Origin of the sequence: Peribacillus frigoritolerans (assembly GCF_001636405.1) — a bacterium.
Taxonomy (GTDB): Bacteria; Bacillota; Bacilli; order Bacillales; family DSM-1321; genus Peribacillus; species Peribacillus frigoritolerans.
Genome location: NZ_KV440950.1, coordinates 3,842,717 through 3,857,677 on the forward strand (window position 1 = coordinate 3,842,717; position 14,961 = coordinate 3,857,677).

8 protein-coding genes, 2 rRNA genes and 1 pseudogene are annotated in these 14,961 nt (G+C 39.8%); 4 read left to right on the top strand and 7 right to left on the bottom strand.

Annotated features, from left to right (window positions below; all coding sequences use genetic code 11):
• Positions 1–106 precede the first annotated feature (106 nt).
• From A6755_RS18155 to A6755_RS18165, 3 genes are all read right to left on the bottom strand, one after another.
• The gene (locus A6755_RS18155) at positions 107–757 is read right to left on the bottom strand and encodes a class D sortase (RefSeq protein ID WP_063591588.1); all 651 of its coding nucleotides are present in this window, start codon (positions 755–757) and stop codon (positions 107–109) included.
• Between the two features lies 1 nt (position 758).
• Positions 759–2,177 carry a processed acidic surface protein gene (locus A6755_RS18160; protein ID WP_063591589.1) on the bottom strand — a complete coding sequence of 473 codons (1,419 nt, stop codon included), beginning with the start codon at positions 2,175–2,177 and terminating at the stop codon, positions 759–761.
• Positions 2,178–3,256: 1,079 nt separating this feature from the next.
• Positions 3,257–5,632: a M14 family zinc carboxypeptidase gene (locus tag A6755_RS18165; protein WP_063591590.1), complete on the bottom strand. Its 2,376-nt coding sequence runs from the start codon at positions 5,630–5,632 to the stop codon at positions 3,257–3,259.
• 1,502 nt (positions 5,633–7,134) lie between these two features.
• On the opposite strand from A6755_RS18165, the gene A6755_RS18170 reads away from it, so the two are divergent.
• The 3 genes from A6755_RS18170 (at position 7,135) to A6755_RS18180 (ending at position 8,636) form a co-directional block, all read left to right on the top strand.
• Positions 7,135–7,563, top strand: coding sequence for a MarR family winged helix-turn-helix transcriptional regulator (locus A6755_RS18170; protein ID WP_063591591.1), 429 nt, complete (start codon positions 7,135–7,137; stop codon positions 7,561–7,563).
• Positions 7,564–7,612: 49 nt separating this feature from the next.
• Entirely contained in the window at positions 7,613–8,254 is a 642-nt protein-coding gene (locus tag A6755_RS18175) for a nitroreductase family protein (protein WP_034313212.1), read from the top strand.
• Positions 8,255–8,342: 88 nt separating this feature from the next.
• Positions 8,343–8,636 (top strand): putative quinol monooxygenase, encoded by a 294-nt coding sequence (locus A6755_RS18180; protein ID WP_034313214.1) that lies wholly within the window; start codon positions 8,343–8,345, stop codon positions 8,634–8,636.
• 411 nt (positions 8,637–9,047) lie between these two features.
• On the opposite strand, the pseudogene A6755_RS26310 reads toward A6755_RS18180, so the two are convergent.
• Positions 9,048–9,445, bottom strand: a pseudogene (locus A6755_RS26310) (recombinase family protein); the annotation flags it as partial.
• Between the two features lie 751 nt (positions 9,446–10,196).
• Here A6755_RS26310 and A6755_RS18195 point away from each other — a divergent pair.
• Positions 10,197–10,436 carry a hypothetical protein gene (locus A6755_RS18195; RefSeq protein ID WP_034313283.1) on the top strand — a complete coding sequence of 80 codons (240 nt, stop codon included), beginning with the start codon at positions 10,197–10,199 and terminating at the stop codon, positions 10,434–10,436.
• 279 nt (positions 10,437–10,715) lie between these two features.
• On the opposite strand, the gene A6755_RS18200 is transcribed toward A6755_RS18195, so the two are convergent.
• The 3 genes from A6755_RS18200 to A6755_RS18210 all read right to left on the bottom strand — a co-directional run bounded on the left by A6755_RS18200 (position 10,716) and on the right by A6755_RS18210 (position 14,842).
• Complete coding sequence (locus tag A6755_RS18200) at positions 10,716–11,567, bottom strand: tyrosine-type recombinase/integrase (protein ID WP_063591593.1); 852 nt, start codon at positions 11,565–11,567, stop codon at positions 10,716–10,718.
• Between the two features lie 162 nt (positions 11,568–11,729).
• A 5S ribosomal RNA gene (rrf, locus tag A6755_RS18205) occupies positions 11,730–11,845 on the bottom strand.
• Between the two features lie 64 nt (positions 11,846–11,909).
• Positions 11,910–14,842: ribosomal RNA gene (locus tag A6755_RS18210) — 23S ribosomal RNA — on the bottom strand.
• Positions 14,843–14,961: the final 119 nt, after the last annotated feature.

Sequence of the window (14,961 nt, forward strand, 5' to 3'; positions counted from 1 at the left end):
AAAGTGGAGGAAGTGATATCATCTTCGCTTTTCTTTCTAAAAAGAAATAAAATCAAAAGCGTCCCAATAGGTTTCCTTATTGGGACGCTTTTTTTAGTACATTTGATTAACTTACTGTTTTTGAAGTTAAATACGCAACAAGTATATAGCGTTCAGGTGCTGACCCAATATAATCAAAAGGGTAACAGGTACTGACGGTAAGCGTTGCCCGTGGCTTTGGTACGATTACGGTTCGATCATCCTCATCCACAATTCGAACTTTGTTGACTTTGTATGTGAACTCTCCTGCCGATGTTCTTACTATCAACAAATCTCCTTCGCCCACTTGCCCGAGTTTACGGAATACCGTATCTCTATGACCGGAAAGTACGGAATTGTCATTTTCACCAGGTAACACACTTCCTGCAAAGTGACCAACGCCTTTTTCCAATTCATCCTCATTTGTGCCATGGAAAATAGGGAGTTTTGTTTTTAGTTTGGGTATATAAAGCTCCCCGATATCTTCACCCGTTTTAGGGCGGACAGGATATAGCTCTTTCTTTGTTGTGTCATTACTTGGTGTTTTATCAATTGTTGGTTTATCACTTGGTGGTTTCTGTACAGTTTCATTCACTTGGCTACTTGGAGCATGAGTCTTGTAAAGAAAGTAGCCTTTTGCAAACTTATACAGATTGGATGTGGAAAACCAAACCCCAAATAAAATGATGGCAATTGTACAAGAAAGCAGCAGTAACCGCTTTTTCTTTAATTTTTTCATATTAAGCTTTCCTGATTTTTCGATACATCAAGCTTCCGAACAAGACAAGAAATAGTCCTAAAAGGGCACTAGGCAAATAACCGGAAGCGGTATTTGGCAGTTTAGCACCTTTTACGGTTTGATGTTCTGAATTAGTATGGGCACTGATCTTTTGTTTTACTGGTTTAGCAACTGGTGCCTTTTCAATGGTTTTTTGTACCTCTTTAGCAGATTCCTTTATTTGTCCGCCTGCATTAGTAAGAGTATCAGAATCGACCATATCACCTGTTATTAACAGATCAGCCAAGAACTTCCCGTCAGTATTATATATTGATATTTTCAGGTTAGCACCCTTCAATTCTTCCAATTTCATTAAATCCAAAAGGGATACAGGTGATTCCGAGCCACTTTTCACAAGGGAATAGGAAACATTAAGCTTAAAGATGGAAAGTAATTCTTCATAGATTGAGGCCATTTCAGCTATCTGTTCAGCTGTTAGCTCGGTTGCTACATCAAATTCCTCGAAAGCCATCATGCGGTTGCCCAATTCTTCAAGTTGCTTGACTGTATCCGGGTTGGAAAGATGGTCTTCCAAAGACATCAAGTGGTCTTCAAGCCGCTGTAGTTCCTCTTCCGTTAGACCGAGTTCCTGCTCGAAAATCGGAAGAAGATCTTCGGCAACTTCGTCATCCATCCCGCCGCCAGTATGGTTCCAAACAGTTTCTTCAAGATTATCTATGTATATATAATCGTTAATATCTTCACCATTTTCTTCTAACATTTGAAGCAAGGCTTGTTTATCCAATCCATAATTCTCATTAAAATAATCTAAGTTGCTTAAATCTGCTTTTATGACGTCACCCAGGAATTCGCTAAGCTCTTCGACAGATTCAAATTCTTCCGTGCTAAAATCATAGGGTTTCAATGACGCTTCGATATCTTCTAGTGTTACTTGGAAGCCCCTTTCCTTGCTAACCTTGGCTAAATAATTGACTAATTCTTTGTCAAAATTCGGATCGCGTTCAAAATCGCCCTCTTCTGTCTCTTCTGTATAGAAATAAACAGTTTCATCGAGGTCCCAGATAAAGATATAATCGTCTAGTTCTTCGCCATTTTCGTGTAATAGATTAATTAGGCTCTCATTAGTTAGATTATAATCTTCATAAATGGCATCTAAATTACTCAAATCAGCCTTAATAACTTCGCCCAAGGCTTCTTTTAGATCACCAATAGATTCAAAGTTCTCAATACTTTCATCGTAAAAAGAAAGAGATGTTTCAATATCATCCTTCGTCACTTCAAAACCCCTGACAAGGCTTACCTCTTTTAAATACTTTGTAAGTTCTTTCTCAAAATTCTTGCTTGGTGCCGCCGATGCTAATTGCGGGAATAAGCTAATCAACAACGTAAATGAAACTAAAATGGTCCACAGTTTTTTCATACTTTTCTCCTATTCATAACATTTCATATGTTTCTAGAAAATTATAAGGTAATAACAATAATTTAACAATGAAGTTATTTTTTCCAATTAGGAAAAAATGCAATATTACTTACTTTGCAAACAAACTTTTTTAACAGCATATACATTTGTTTACGTTAATCTAACCGTATTTCTTCCTATTAATATATTGATTACAAAAAGAGGGATTAAAGCACTCCCGCTACTGTGACTCCAGATAAAAGAATTATTAATATTTTAGGGGAAACATAACTTAGCTCAAGCAAAATGAATATAAATTCACCACCGGGCTACATCAATTTCAAGTAAAGTAGTCAGTCTATAAGTATCAGACCTCATATCCTATAAAGTTTACGCTTAGACAAAGCGAAAAAAGACATACTCGACCCTGGAATGGGTGGAGTATGTCGGAAACAGCTATCCGGCTTAATACTCCTTCTTCTACAACTAGACAAAAAACTATAGGTTTTTTTATCATTATTTAACCACCGGTATTAACTACTGATACTATACCGCTTGAGAGATTTAAAATGAGTGTTTATTTAATGAGGTCCCCGTATCATATCTAAGACTACTTAAATAAAAAAATGAATCAGGAAGTTAAGCAGTATTACCTGATCCATTATTATTATTTTATTTCCTTTATTGAATTCCTTTTACCTTGTTAATTAAAGAATATAGATATTTTACGCATAGATAAATTGTTTACCATCTCCCACTCCTTTGAAATTATCTAGGTGTACTCACCCGAACAAACCTCCTAGTGCCGATAAGTCGTTTAAAACATAAAAGGAGAACGACAGCCCCCTTTGCAAGTTAATTATTTTGTTCGCTAATCAAATCATTTAGCTTCATCTATAATGATTCCTGGTTAGTTAATCCATATCCAGCTTGTGAATTATAAGAGTAGTCACCATTTTTAATCGGCTAAAAAACTACTTATTGTCCTTCAGTTTTTTTGCAACAGATGATTTAAAAGTAATGAGTTCAGAGCAAGCGTTCAGCATTTTTTAAATTACCAAAGCCGAATTCATTGCTGAATCCGGCTTTGGCTAATTCTACTATTTTTCGAAAATTGCATTAGATAGAAGACGGAACAAGTAATCCGGGTGGTCGCGGAAACCTGCTTCTAACCCAATAAGAGTTACATCTTTATTCTGTTCTTTTACGATTACGGCTTGGCCCTTGGCGGTTATGTTATTTTGCCAGTGACCAGCTACGAAGAAATTATCTGAATCTGCAAGGGTCGCGACAATTTCATCATTACCAGTATCCGTGAACCATGTTGGACGATAGACAAATCCGATATCATTTTCTCCATAACCTGCTGTTAAACCAGTTCCCTCATAATCGACTTTTACGATACCATTACTGTTGGAACCTCCTACATTAATGATGTCGTCTGTAAGACCGAGTGTTTTAGTTGCTCTAGATGCACCAGCACCTACAGCTATATATTTGCCTCCTTCATTTAAGAAGCTTGTCACATTGTCTTTAAATGCATTAAGTTGCCCGGCGTTCTGTAATCCAAATTCTTTATTAGCTTCGGAAAGGTTAGTGGAAATGAGACTTTCCGTTCCACTATAGACAAAAATATCAAAACCGTTAAGGGGATTTTTAGCCACTTCGACTGGCGTAACTTCTGTCACATCAAAACCTAGTCTTTTCAAAGCAAGCTTTGTTCCTGCGTGTGATTTCTGTTTACCCATACCTCCATCCTTTAATATAGCCACTTTTACAGACGTAATAGCCACTGCATCTGCTGGTACATCGGCAGTTCCAACCTGTAACCCAGATTCTTTAACCGCTGCTGATACCTGATTAGCTACTGTTTTTGCAAAGAAGTTACCTTGTGCATCACGTACAATAGGTATTCCTTGCTTAAGCAATCTATTTACTAAATTTACCGATTGGACAGAGCTGTTCGGAATCATAAACGGTCCTTTTCCTGAAACCTTGCCTTGACCTGTAATCTGGTTTACTTTCGTTGCATTGACTTTAATAGGATTTTGTGTGGCTACTGCCTCGAATCCCCAAAGCTCCGGTAAGCTCCATGCGGAAATGTCGTACATTGCTGGGGTATCGTTCGTGATGTCTTCCCCATCCCAGAGCATCGTGTTTGCTAATCCGGCTTTCGCCTGGTCCATCTCAACGAGATAAGTTCCTTTTGGATATAACACTCCATCCGCTTCAAATGCATTCATAGCTTGAACAACTTCAATATCATTATTGATCAAATGATTTACAGCCTTATTCGTAACAGTCGGATCCTTAGGGTCTAGTGGAAGTATGTAGGCTTTTGGAAATAACCCTTCCTTATGAAAAGGATGGTCAAAGTTAATTCCTCTTTTAAAAACTTCAATTTGATCAGTAATCATGGATTGCTTGTTAGCTGTTGCAAATTTCAGTGCTCCCATAATCGAATTATACATCCATCGTACGCCGTCCCAATCATTTGTTGGAGCTTCTAATGTATGACCGTAAGCACCATGATACATCGCATACATCGGTGTGAAAATTGGAGGGTAATCATCCCAGCCAGCGGAGTCATCGCGAAGCGGAATATAGGTACCTTTCATGTTTTGATACAAGGATCCTGAATAGTTCTCATGATCCTTCATTATTTCCGCTTCCATCGCTTCTGCCTGTTTATAGGCCCATTTTCCGTATAAGTCATACTCGTAATTAGGATTATGCGGTGGCGTACAAGGCTCAATTAACCCCTGCAGATTTGGCTGATAATTCTTCACATAACCATGAGTATCAAGGAACACCATCGGGTTCCATTCTTTAATGAGCTCAACCATCTCTTTTGTTTCTGGCTGCGATTGGGTGATAAAGTCACGATTTATATCAATTCCTTCGCCATTAAAGCGGGTGGCATCAATACGTCCATCAGGGTTTTGTACGACATTGAAAATAAGAATATTATTCTCTAAAACGTCTTTGGTTGTTGCATCATTTTGGGTAGCAAAACGTTCAATTAATTGAAGGATTGCATCGCTTCCGACAAATTCAGTCCCATGAATAGAACCATTAATCATGATTGGAACTTTAAAGTCAGGATTATTGGCAACCCATTCTTGAGCTTTGCCTGGATTCTTAAACATTTGCTTTCTAAGTGCCTTCACTTTTCCGAACTTCCCTTGTGTTGTTGGGTCGGCAATCGTGACAACATAGAGTGGGTTTCCATCAGCTGATGTTCCACGTACTTCAACTTTCACACGGTTTGAAAGTTTTTCAATCTCTTTTAATTTGGAACCAATTTGTGAAAATTTCACAAAGTCATAGTTTTCGCTATTAAACTTGCTTCCGTCCTGTTCCTCATATGTATTCACATTTGTCCATTGAGGTTTCTCAGCATGTCCAGAACTCCACGGTATTACTGTTAGTAAACTCACAGCCATCAGGCCGGATAATGCTTTTTTCTTTTTCATTCTAAAACCTCCAGTATGTATATAGTGATTTTTTTGTATATATCAAACCAAGTCGTTCAATGTTTATTTTATTGGGATTCGCTCTCCTATTGCAGCACTAGTTTCGGAAGGTCAAATTTATGTAGTGTTACTTGCTGGGGGACCTTATCAAATTTTATAAAGAATATTTTTAACGATGTGGTTGTTCAACGTTATAAAATTAAACCGCTTTCAACAGGGGTTGTTCAGCCATTTAGCGAGTCATTTCGTGTTGTATTCAATTAAAATATGTATTAGTTAATTAACGCAATACCTAAACCCGCATTGGCTACTGTAGCTGATTTTCTAGACTAATAAATTTCTCCTTTTCTGCTCCCTACTAATTTTTTAAGTTTACATGTTTAAGAGTATCGCCTCCTTATTAAGAAATAGTAACTACAAACTTAGATAACTGTTTTATAATATTATACACTTATTTTTGTGCGAATTAGGAATTTTCAGTTAATAATAATTGAATTTTTTATCCTTTTTTCATACATCAGAAACATAATGTTTTTTACAAATAATTCCCATGTGCTAAAAATCTGTATAACTGTTTTGAAGTTTGTCCCCAACGGTCAAGTTACATGGGAAATCCCTCGAATCCTATGAAATTCATGTGCTTTTTGATTTCCTCTAATCAGTATTATGAAAACTAAAATGAGCTCACTTTTCTGATAACCTTATATTGAGCATAGTAAATAGAGCCAACCACAAATGTTGAACTTCCGTACTTGGGCCTTTAAATACATATCAGTATTGCACCCTGCGAAGGAATTCCGAGAGGACTATTATAAAACTCCTAGGCTACAGTTGATAAAAAAGCAACCGTTTTATATCCATACGGTTGCTTTTTTTCATTGCTATAAACGTTTCCAAATTCTCTTTAAATCTATTGGTACGAATACTTTATCCCCATGTATTTCCTTATGAATGATGAGATGTGAAAAGTATGGTTCTAAACTTAATCCTTCTGTGTCTATCTGGATTTTATTGATAATAGAAGCCCATTCATTGCACTTACACCATTAGATTTAAATAAATCTCCACACACATAACTGACAAAGAACTTGAATATCATTTACAGGCATCGTACTCCATGAAATTTAATTGATTGAAGTAGCAATACAGAATAGGATGGAGCATTCGCTCCTTCCTTTTCTGTATTATGGCACATAAATCGAAGAATAGTCTTGGTCTACGACTATCAGATGAATTTTTCCACCTTATTTAAGGGCAGTTTTTATAACAATGTGATTATCCTACTTATACCTTGGCTAAAAGCTCCAAAGGTTTACTGAGCTTACTTGAAAAGATTGCCTAATCAAAAAGGAGATAGAGCAACATTTTGGTCTAGATCATATTTAAGCAAAAGTTGCAGTATTAAAATACTTGCTTTATTATTTAGGGTATAGTATATTAATTGATGCATCAACTATTGAGCTATCAATTATTTTGTCTAACGTATGAAAAGAGGGTGTTTCTTGACGAATTCATGGTGTAATGAATCATTAATTTTATATAAAATGAACTGCCTTAACAAACAGATAAGTTCAAAATTTGAAAGTTGTACAGGCATTAGTCAATCAAGACATGATATCTTATATCAGCTTTATCAAGTTGATGAAATTAGTCAAACAGCACTTCAAAAAGAGGTTAACATTGACAGTGCAGCGATTACCCGGCATTTAAAACAACTTGAAGCGACTGGGATGATTTTAAGACGCAAAGATCCGGAGGATAATCGATTTACTCTTGTCTGTCTTTCAGATTATGGTCGCAAACAGATTATTCTCTACCAAGCTGAAAAGGCTCGTTTTGTCACTTTAATGCTTAAAGATTTTAAAGAAGAAGAACGTCAAGAATTAACAGATATGCTGACACGCATTCAAAAAAATATAAGCCAAGTCTAACACTTGCTTAAATTAAACTACTAAAGTTAAAAAGAGGAGACTATCAACTATGACTACTACAGCACAATTAACAAATGATTTCAAAGAAATTGTCACAGGACGCCGCTCCATAAAAAATTACGACAAATCTGTAAAAATCAGTAGGGAAGAAATGGAGAAAATACTTACCTTAGCGACACTTGCTCCTTCTTCAGTAAATATGCAACCATGGCGCTTCCTTGTAATTGATAGTCCTGAGGGAAAAGCAACACTTGCACCTCTTGCTCGCTTTAACCAAAATCAAGTCGAAACATCTTCCGCAGTAATTGCCGTATTTGGTGATATGAACAATTTTGATAACGCCGAAGAGATCTACGGTAAAGCTGTAGATTTAGGGCTTATGCCTTTAGAAGTAAAAGAAAACATATTAGCTTCATTTGCTGGATATTTCGAAAAAATCACTAGAGAAGAGATGAAAGAGGTCGTTCTAGTCGATGGTGGTCTTGTATCCATGCAACTGATGCTTGCGGCACGTGCTTATGGCTATGATACAAATCCAATCGGTGGCTATGAAAAAGACCAGATCGCAGAAGCTTTTGGATTAGAAAAAGATCGGTACGTACCAGTTATGCTAATTTCAATCGGTAAAGCAGCAGATAATGGCCATCAATCAGTTCGTCTTCCAATTGATAAAGTCGCACAATGGAAGTAAAGAATCCATTCATTTCAACCGAGATGTTATTTTTACTTTAATTATATATTTAGTTTATTATGCTTAACAAATGAGAGGATGACGTTTAATGATTATCATTCATGCCGTATTCAATATTAATCCAGCAAAACAAGATGCATTTCTAGAGGAGATTCAACCGCTTATCGCAGCTTCAAGAGCGGAAAGTGGAAATGTTTCTTACAATCTTCACAAAGCTACAGAAAAAGACAATGAGTTTACAATGGTTGAAGTTTGGCAAGATCATCTAGCGGTTGCAAGCCATAATTCAAGTGAGCACTTTACCTCGTTTGTTGGTAAAGCTAAAGAATTCCTCTCTTCACCTTTAATTGTTAACGCATTTGAAGGACAACCATTAAAATAATGAGTTAAAATGTATGGGATTTCCTATATACCATCTTATAAAACAAAGAGTTGCTGCTTCAGTAAAACAAGCTGCAACTCTTTTTTATTTCTATTCCATTTTCTCGAACATCACGCGCTTATTTGGCGTACATAATCTGTGTGACAATTTCCATGGAAAGAGGAATGCAAATAGTTCCATTTATTTATCGAATTCAGTTTTTCCAAAGCATCCGCCAATGCTGTATCAATCGGTTCTTCTTTATTTTGATTCTTCATGAAATTGGAGATTTCTTTATTCGACACTTTTTGATTTGTGTTTTGTTAATTATCTTTATGTTCATACGAATTCTAAAAGGAGGGCTGAAAGTGTATATGCTTCCTTCACCCAGGATGGATATCCCCCATAATAAAGCGAAATATCTAGGGATGGCCGGCTAATTTTTTGACGAGTTTCTTCTTTTACTTGAGCTTTCGGTCGCCCGAAAGGCACATCGTTTTGCAAAGCCACATCAATTGCTTCACGCTGCCGTTTCCTGACCCTATCCCGTTCTTCTTCCTCCATCCAGGAAAGAATTTGCAAAACTAAATCTGCAATGAATGTACCGAGACTATCTTTAAATTGAGTTGTATCGAGTAATGGCATATCCAAAACGACGATATCCGCCTGGATATTTTTTGTAATGTCATTCCACTCTTTTAGAATCTCCTCTTTGTTCCGACCAAAACGATCAAGAGAATAAATGTATAGAATATCTCCTTTAAGTACCACACGTTTTAGTAATTGGTATTGAGCCCTATTGAAATCTTTTCACATTATTTGTCCAAAATATCACGTGGATCAACGCCTAAACTTTTTATCGCTTCTAACTGCCGACCTTCATTTTAATCTTTGTTTACGAACATCCATTTTTCCACTCTGCTTTCTTCCCTCTTATTCTGCCAAAATCGTTCGTAAAAGTGTGTGCAAAACTAAGCACGTTCGTAAAATGTTTTTAAACATTAACGAACGTAAAACAGGGTGAATTTATAGAAAAAAGAACCGTTCATTAAAGTGTACTTTTACGAACGGGTGTAACAATGCTATACCGAACATTCCGGAAATTTTTTAGCTTTAAACGGCGCTCAACCATTTTTGAGAAATACAACATTTTCTTTTTTGGATATTATTAAAATAATAGATTTGCTGATTTTGTTAATTTTAGTCCCTTCATTTTATCAGCCTTTGAACCTTTTATCATACCAAGAAGTTTTTGCTTGTATTTCCAATGAAATTCTTGACAATGTAAGCGCTTTCTTTTATGATGATAATAGGTTGGATGGCATGCGTGGCCGTCATAGTATCTGGCGTAGGTGGGGCCAATACCCGGAACAGTACATAGAAGAAATCCCCTATTTTATGCAACAGCTATCTTCTTCCGAATAGGAAACAGTGATTAATCAAATCATGTTATTAAATTCAATAAAACTCTGTATTCGGTCAAATTCAGGGTTTCCCTAGCTTGAAAGCTCCCCTTAAAATCCCTTATGTTTTTTTACAAAATATGTATGTTGGTTTTATTGTAGAATGAGGAGGTGCTTTATGGAGAACAAAAAAAGTTCCCTTTACGATGAATTACCGTTAGAATTATTGGCAGGATTTTATTATGAAATAAATAAGAACATTGAAAAAGGAATCTTGTCTGGTGCTATGTATCATGAAATTAGATTAATGGAACAAACAGCATTAAAAAGGGGTATCTCACTTGAATACCTACATGACAGGGGTGCTTGTATAATTGAAGCCGAGAAACTACTAAGAGAAACCACCCTGCAACCCTAAATTGTAGAATTAGAAGTCCAATGGTCTACCCTAGGTAAGGCCAATAGCTGGATATTCCCTTTTAATTAACCCTCTTGGCTACCAAAGGGTTGTTTTGGGTGGCATTCAACAAAAGAAATCATCGCCTTAAAAATTCCTAGTCTTTTTAATCTGTCCTTTAAAAGGCCTACACTTTATAAAAGAAATGCTATTTTTAAATCATCAGCAAGAAATTCCCCGTACTATTGGAACTTATATTATGAAGGAAAACTTCTTGTATATCGTTTAGTATTCCGAATCCTACAAATTATCAAAAGTATTTTCAATGGCTGATTCCAATTCTTCTTTTCCTTCTCCTATATAACGTTTGGTCATGTTCAAATCTTTATGCCCCATCAATTTTGAAACGGTTTGAAGGTCTATCCCCTTATCGATTAATGTTTGGCAAAACGTATTCCGCAGCTTATGGGGAGTCGCATTATATTTAGTCAGCATATATTGCACGGACCTTGGCGTTATGCGTTGATTCACACTGGATATGAAGATGGCTTCCGTTTCCATATTTAAAAATTCCTTGTATGCCTTGATCTTTTCACTAGCAGTCAAGGAGAGTGGAATCTTCCTGTCTATATCACCTTTTGAATCCCGGATGAGGATATATTGCCTTTCTCCCTCTTTTTGAATGTCACTATGGTTCAAATCACAAAGTTCGGATACCCGGATACCCGTATGAATCATTGTGTAGACAATAGCAATATTCCTGAAATGCCCAGAGGCCTCGATTTCTTTTAAGAGCGCAGCTTGCTCAAGCATGTTCAGGGCTTTTGGCGGATCTTCTTTCTTTTCCTTTGCTTTACGATCGATGTTGAGGACGATTTCGGGTTTTTCAAGGAACCTGGAAAACATGGTAATGGCTGAATAATGTTTTTCAATCGTTCCTCCACTCTTGTTTGACTGTTCCATATCGTCTAAATAGGTTTGGACGTGGGATTTTTCAATCTCTTTCGCCTCATCTTTAAACCATTGAAGAAGCTGGGAGATGACTCCCACATAGGTTTTAATCGTACCATCGGATTTATCTTGACCCATTAACCATTTCGCAAAAGAATGAAGAATTTGTTTATTGTCCAGGATTTCTTCTTTACTGGTCATTCGAGAAGCCCCCTACCAAAATTATGCTATTAATAAGCCTTTCCAACGAATTGTGGAATTTATACAAAAAAACCTTAGGATAATCCTAAGGTTTAGAATACGTAGATAGGATTAGAACCTGTTTATACGGGTTTATGAATCCTAATTGATGTGATAAACATTGCTTGGCGGCGTCCTACTCTCACAGGGGGAGACCCCCAACTACCATCGGCGCTGAAGAGCTTAACTGCCGTGTTCGGAATGGGAACGGGTGTGACCTCTTCGCTATCGCCACCAAACAATAAAGGAACGTTGTTCCTTCAAAACTAGATAATAAGAAGGTATTTCATTTTTTAAAAAGCGCTGGTTAAGTCCTCGATCTATTAGTATCAGTCAGCTCCACATGTCACCATGCTTCCACCTCTGACCTATCAACCTGATCATCTTTCAGGGATCTTACTAGCTTGCGCCATGGGAAATCTCATCTTGAGGGGGGCTTCATGCTTAGATGCTTTCAGCACTTATCCCGTCCGCACGTAGCTACCCAGCTATGCCTTTGGCAAGACAACTGGTACACCAGCGGTGCGTCCATCCCGGTCCTCTCGTACTAAGGACAGCTCCTCTCAAATTTCCTGCGCCCGCGACGGATAGGGACCGAACTGTCTCACGACGTTCTGAACCCAGCTCGCGTACCGCTTTAATGGGCGAACAGCCCAACCCTTGGGACCGACTACAGCCCCAGGATGCGATGAGCCGACATCGAGGTGCCAAACCTCCCCGTCGATGTGGACTCTTGGGGGAGATAAGCCTGTTATCCCCGGGGTAGCTTTTATCCGTTGAGCGATGGCCCTTCCATGCGGAACCACCGGATCACTAAGCCCGACTTTCGTCCCTGCTCGACTTGTAGGTCTCGCAGTCAAGCTCCCTTGTGCCTTTACACTCTACGAATGATTTCCAACCATTCTGAGGGAACCTTTGGGCGCCTCCGTTACTCTTTAGGAGGCGACCGCCCCAGTCAAACTGCCCACCTGACACTGTCTCCCACCCCGATAAGGGGCGCGGGTTAGAATTTCAATACAGCCAGGGTAGTATCCCACCAACGCCTCCACCGAAGCTGGCGCTCCGGCTTCTCAGGCTCCTACCTATCCTGTACAAGCTGTACCAAAATTCAATATCAGGCTGCAGTAAAGCTCCACGGGGTCTTTCCGTCCTGTCGCGGGTAACCTGCATCTTCACAGGTACTATAATTTCACCGAGTCTCTCGTTGAGACAGTGCCCAGATCGTTACACCTTTCGTGCGGGTCGGAACTTACCCGACAAGGAATTTCGCTACCTTAGGACCGTTATAGTTACGGCCGCCGTTTACTGGGGCTTCGGTTCAAAGCTTCGCTTGCGCTAACCTCTCCCCTTAACCTTCCAGCACCGGGCAGGTGTCAGCCCCTATACTTCGCCTTGCGGCTTCGCAGAGACCTGTGTTTTTGCTAAACAGTCGCCTGGGCCTATTCACTGCGGCTTTTCTGGGCTATTCACCCTAAAAAGCACCCCTTCTCCCGAAGTTACGGGGTCATTTTGCCGAGTTCCTTAACGAGAGTTCTCTCGCACACCTTAGGATTCTCTCCTCGCCTACCTGTGTCGGTTTGCGGTACGGGCACCTTACATCTCACTAGAGGCTTTTCTTGGCAGCGTGGAATCAGGAACTTCGGTACTATATTTCCCTCGCCATCACAGCTCCGCCTTAATGGAAACGGGATTTGCCTCGTTTCCGGCCTAACTGCTTGGACGCGCATATCCAACAGCGCGCTTACCCTATCCTTCTGCGTCCCCCCATCGTTCAAACGATGTATAGGTGGTACAGGAATATCAACCTGTTGTCCATCGCCTACGCCTTTCGGCCTCGGCTTAGGTCCCGACTAACCCTGAGCGGACGAGCCTTCCTCAGGAAACCTTAGGCATTCGGTGGAAGGGATTCTCACCCTTCTTTCGCTACTCATACCGGCATTCTCACTTCTAAGCGCTCCACCAGTCCTTCCGGTCTGACTTCAACGCCCTTAGAACGCTCTCCTACCATCGACACCATACGGTGTCAATCCACAGCTTCGGTGATACGTTTAGCCCCGGTACATTTTCGGCGCGGAGTCACTCGACCAGTGAGCTATTACGCACTCTTTAAATGGTGGCTGCTTCTAAGCCAACATCCTGGTTGTCTAAGCAACTCCACATCCTTTTCCACTTAACGTATACTTTGGGACCTTAGCTGGTGGTCTGGGCTGTTTCCCTTTCGACTACGGATCTTATCACTCGCAGTCTGACTCCCAAGAATAAGTATTTGGCATTCGGAGTTTGACTGAATTCGGTAACCCGTTGGGGGCCCCTAGTCCAATCAGTGCTCTACCTCCAATACTCTCATCTTGAGGCTAGCCCTAAAGCTATTTCGGAGAGAACCAGCTATCTCCAGGTTCGATTGGAATTTCTCCGCTACCCACACCTCATCCCCGCACTTTTCAACGTGCGTGGGTTCGGGCCTCCATTCAGTGTTACCTGAACTTCACCCTGGACATGGGTAGATCACCTGGTTTCGGGTCTACGACCTCATACTCATTCGCCCTATTCAGACTCGCTTTCGCTGCGGCTCCGTCTCATCAACTTAACCTCGCATGAAATCGTAACTCGCCGGTTCATTCTACAAAAGGCACGCCATTACCCATTAACGGGCTTTGACTACTTGTAGGCACACGGTTTCAGGATCTATTTCACTCCCCTTCCGGGGTGCTTTTCACCTTTCCCTCACGGTACTGGTTCACTATCGGTCACTAGGGAGTATTTAGCCTTGGGAGATGGTCCTCCCTGCTTCCGACGGGATTTCTCGTGTCCCGCCGTACTCAGGATCCACTCAGGAGGGAACGAAGTTTCAACTACAGGGTTTTTACCTTCTTCGACGGACCTTTCCAGGTCGCTTCATTTACCCCGTTCCTTTGTAACTCCATGTTGAGTGTCCTACAACCCCAAGAGGCAAGCCTCTTGGTTTGGGCTAATTCCGTTTCGCTCGCCGCTACTCAGGAAATCGCGTTTGCTTTCTCTTCCTCCGGGTACTTAGATGTTTCAGTTCCCCGGGTCTGCCTTCAGTACCCTATGTATTCAGGTAAAGATACTGTTCCATTACGAACAGTGGGTTTCCCCATTCGGAAATCTCCGGATCAAAGCTTACTTACAGCTCCCCGAAGCATATCGGTGTTAGTCCCGTCCTTCATCGGCTCCTAGTGCCAAGGCATCCACCGTGCGCCCTTTCTAACTTAACCGTTAAAAAAGATCTTACAGATGCTTTGAAAAAAATTAATTGCCTTCTATCTATTATCTAGTTTTCAAGGAACAAAGCAGAAAGAATCCATCACATCGTGATGTTCGTCTTTCCTATTTG

Bases quoted from the DNA above. Each gene is read 5' to 3' on its own strand.
- A6755_RS18155 (WP_063591588.1), bottom strand. From the start codon at position 757: ATGAAAAAATTAAAGAAAAAGCGGTTACTGCTGCTTTCTTGTACAATT.
- A6755_RS18160 (WP_063591589.1), bottom strand. From the start codon at position 2,177: ATGAAAAAACTGTGGACCATTTTAGTTTCATTTACGTTGTTGATTAGC.
- A6755_RS18165 (WP_063591590.1), bottom strand. From the start codon at position 5,632: ATGAAAAAGAAAAAAGCATTATCCGGCCTGATGGCTGTGAGTTTACTA.
- A6755_RS18175 (WP_034313212.1), top strand. From the start codon at position 7,613: ATGACTACTACAGCACAATTAACAAATGATTTCAAAGAAATTGTCACA.
- A6755_RS18180 (WP_034313214.1), top strand. From the start codon at position 8,343: ATGATTATCATTCATGCCGTATTCAATATTAATCCAGCAAAACAAGAT.
- A6755_RS18195 (WP_034313283.1), top strand. From the start codon at position 10,197: ATGGAGAACAAAAAAAGTTCCCTTTACGATGAATTACCGTTAGAATTA.
- A6755_RS18200 (WP_063591593.1), bottom strand. From the start codon at position 11,567: ATGACCAGTAAAGAAGAAATCCTGGACAATAAACAAATTCTTCATTCT.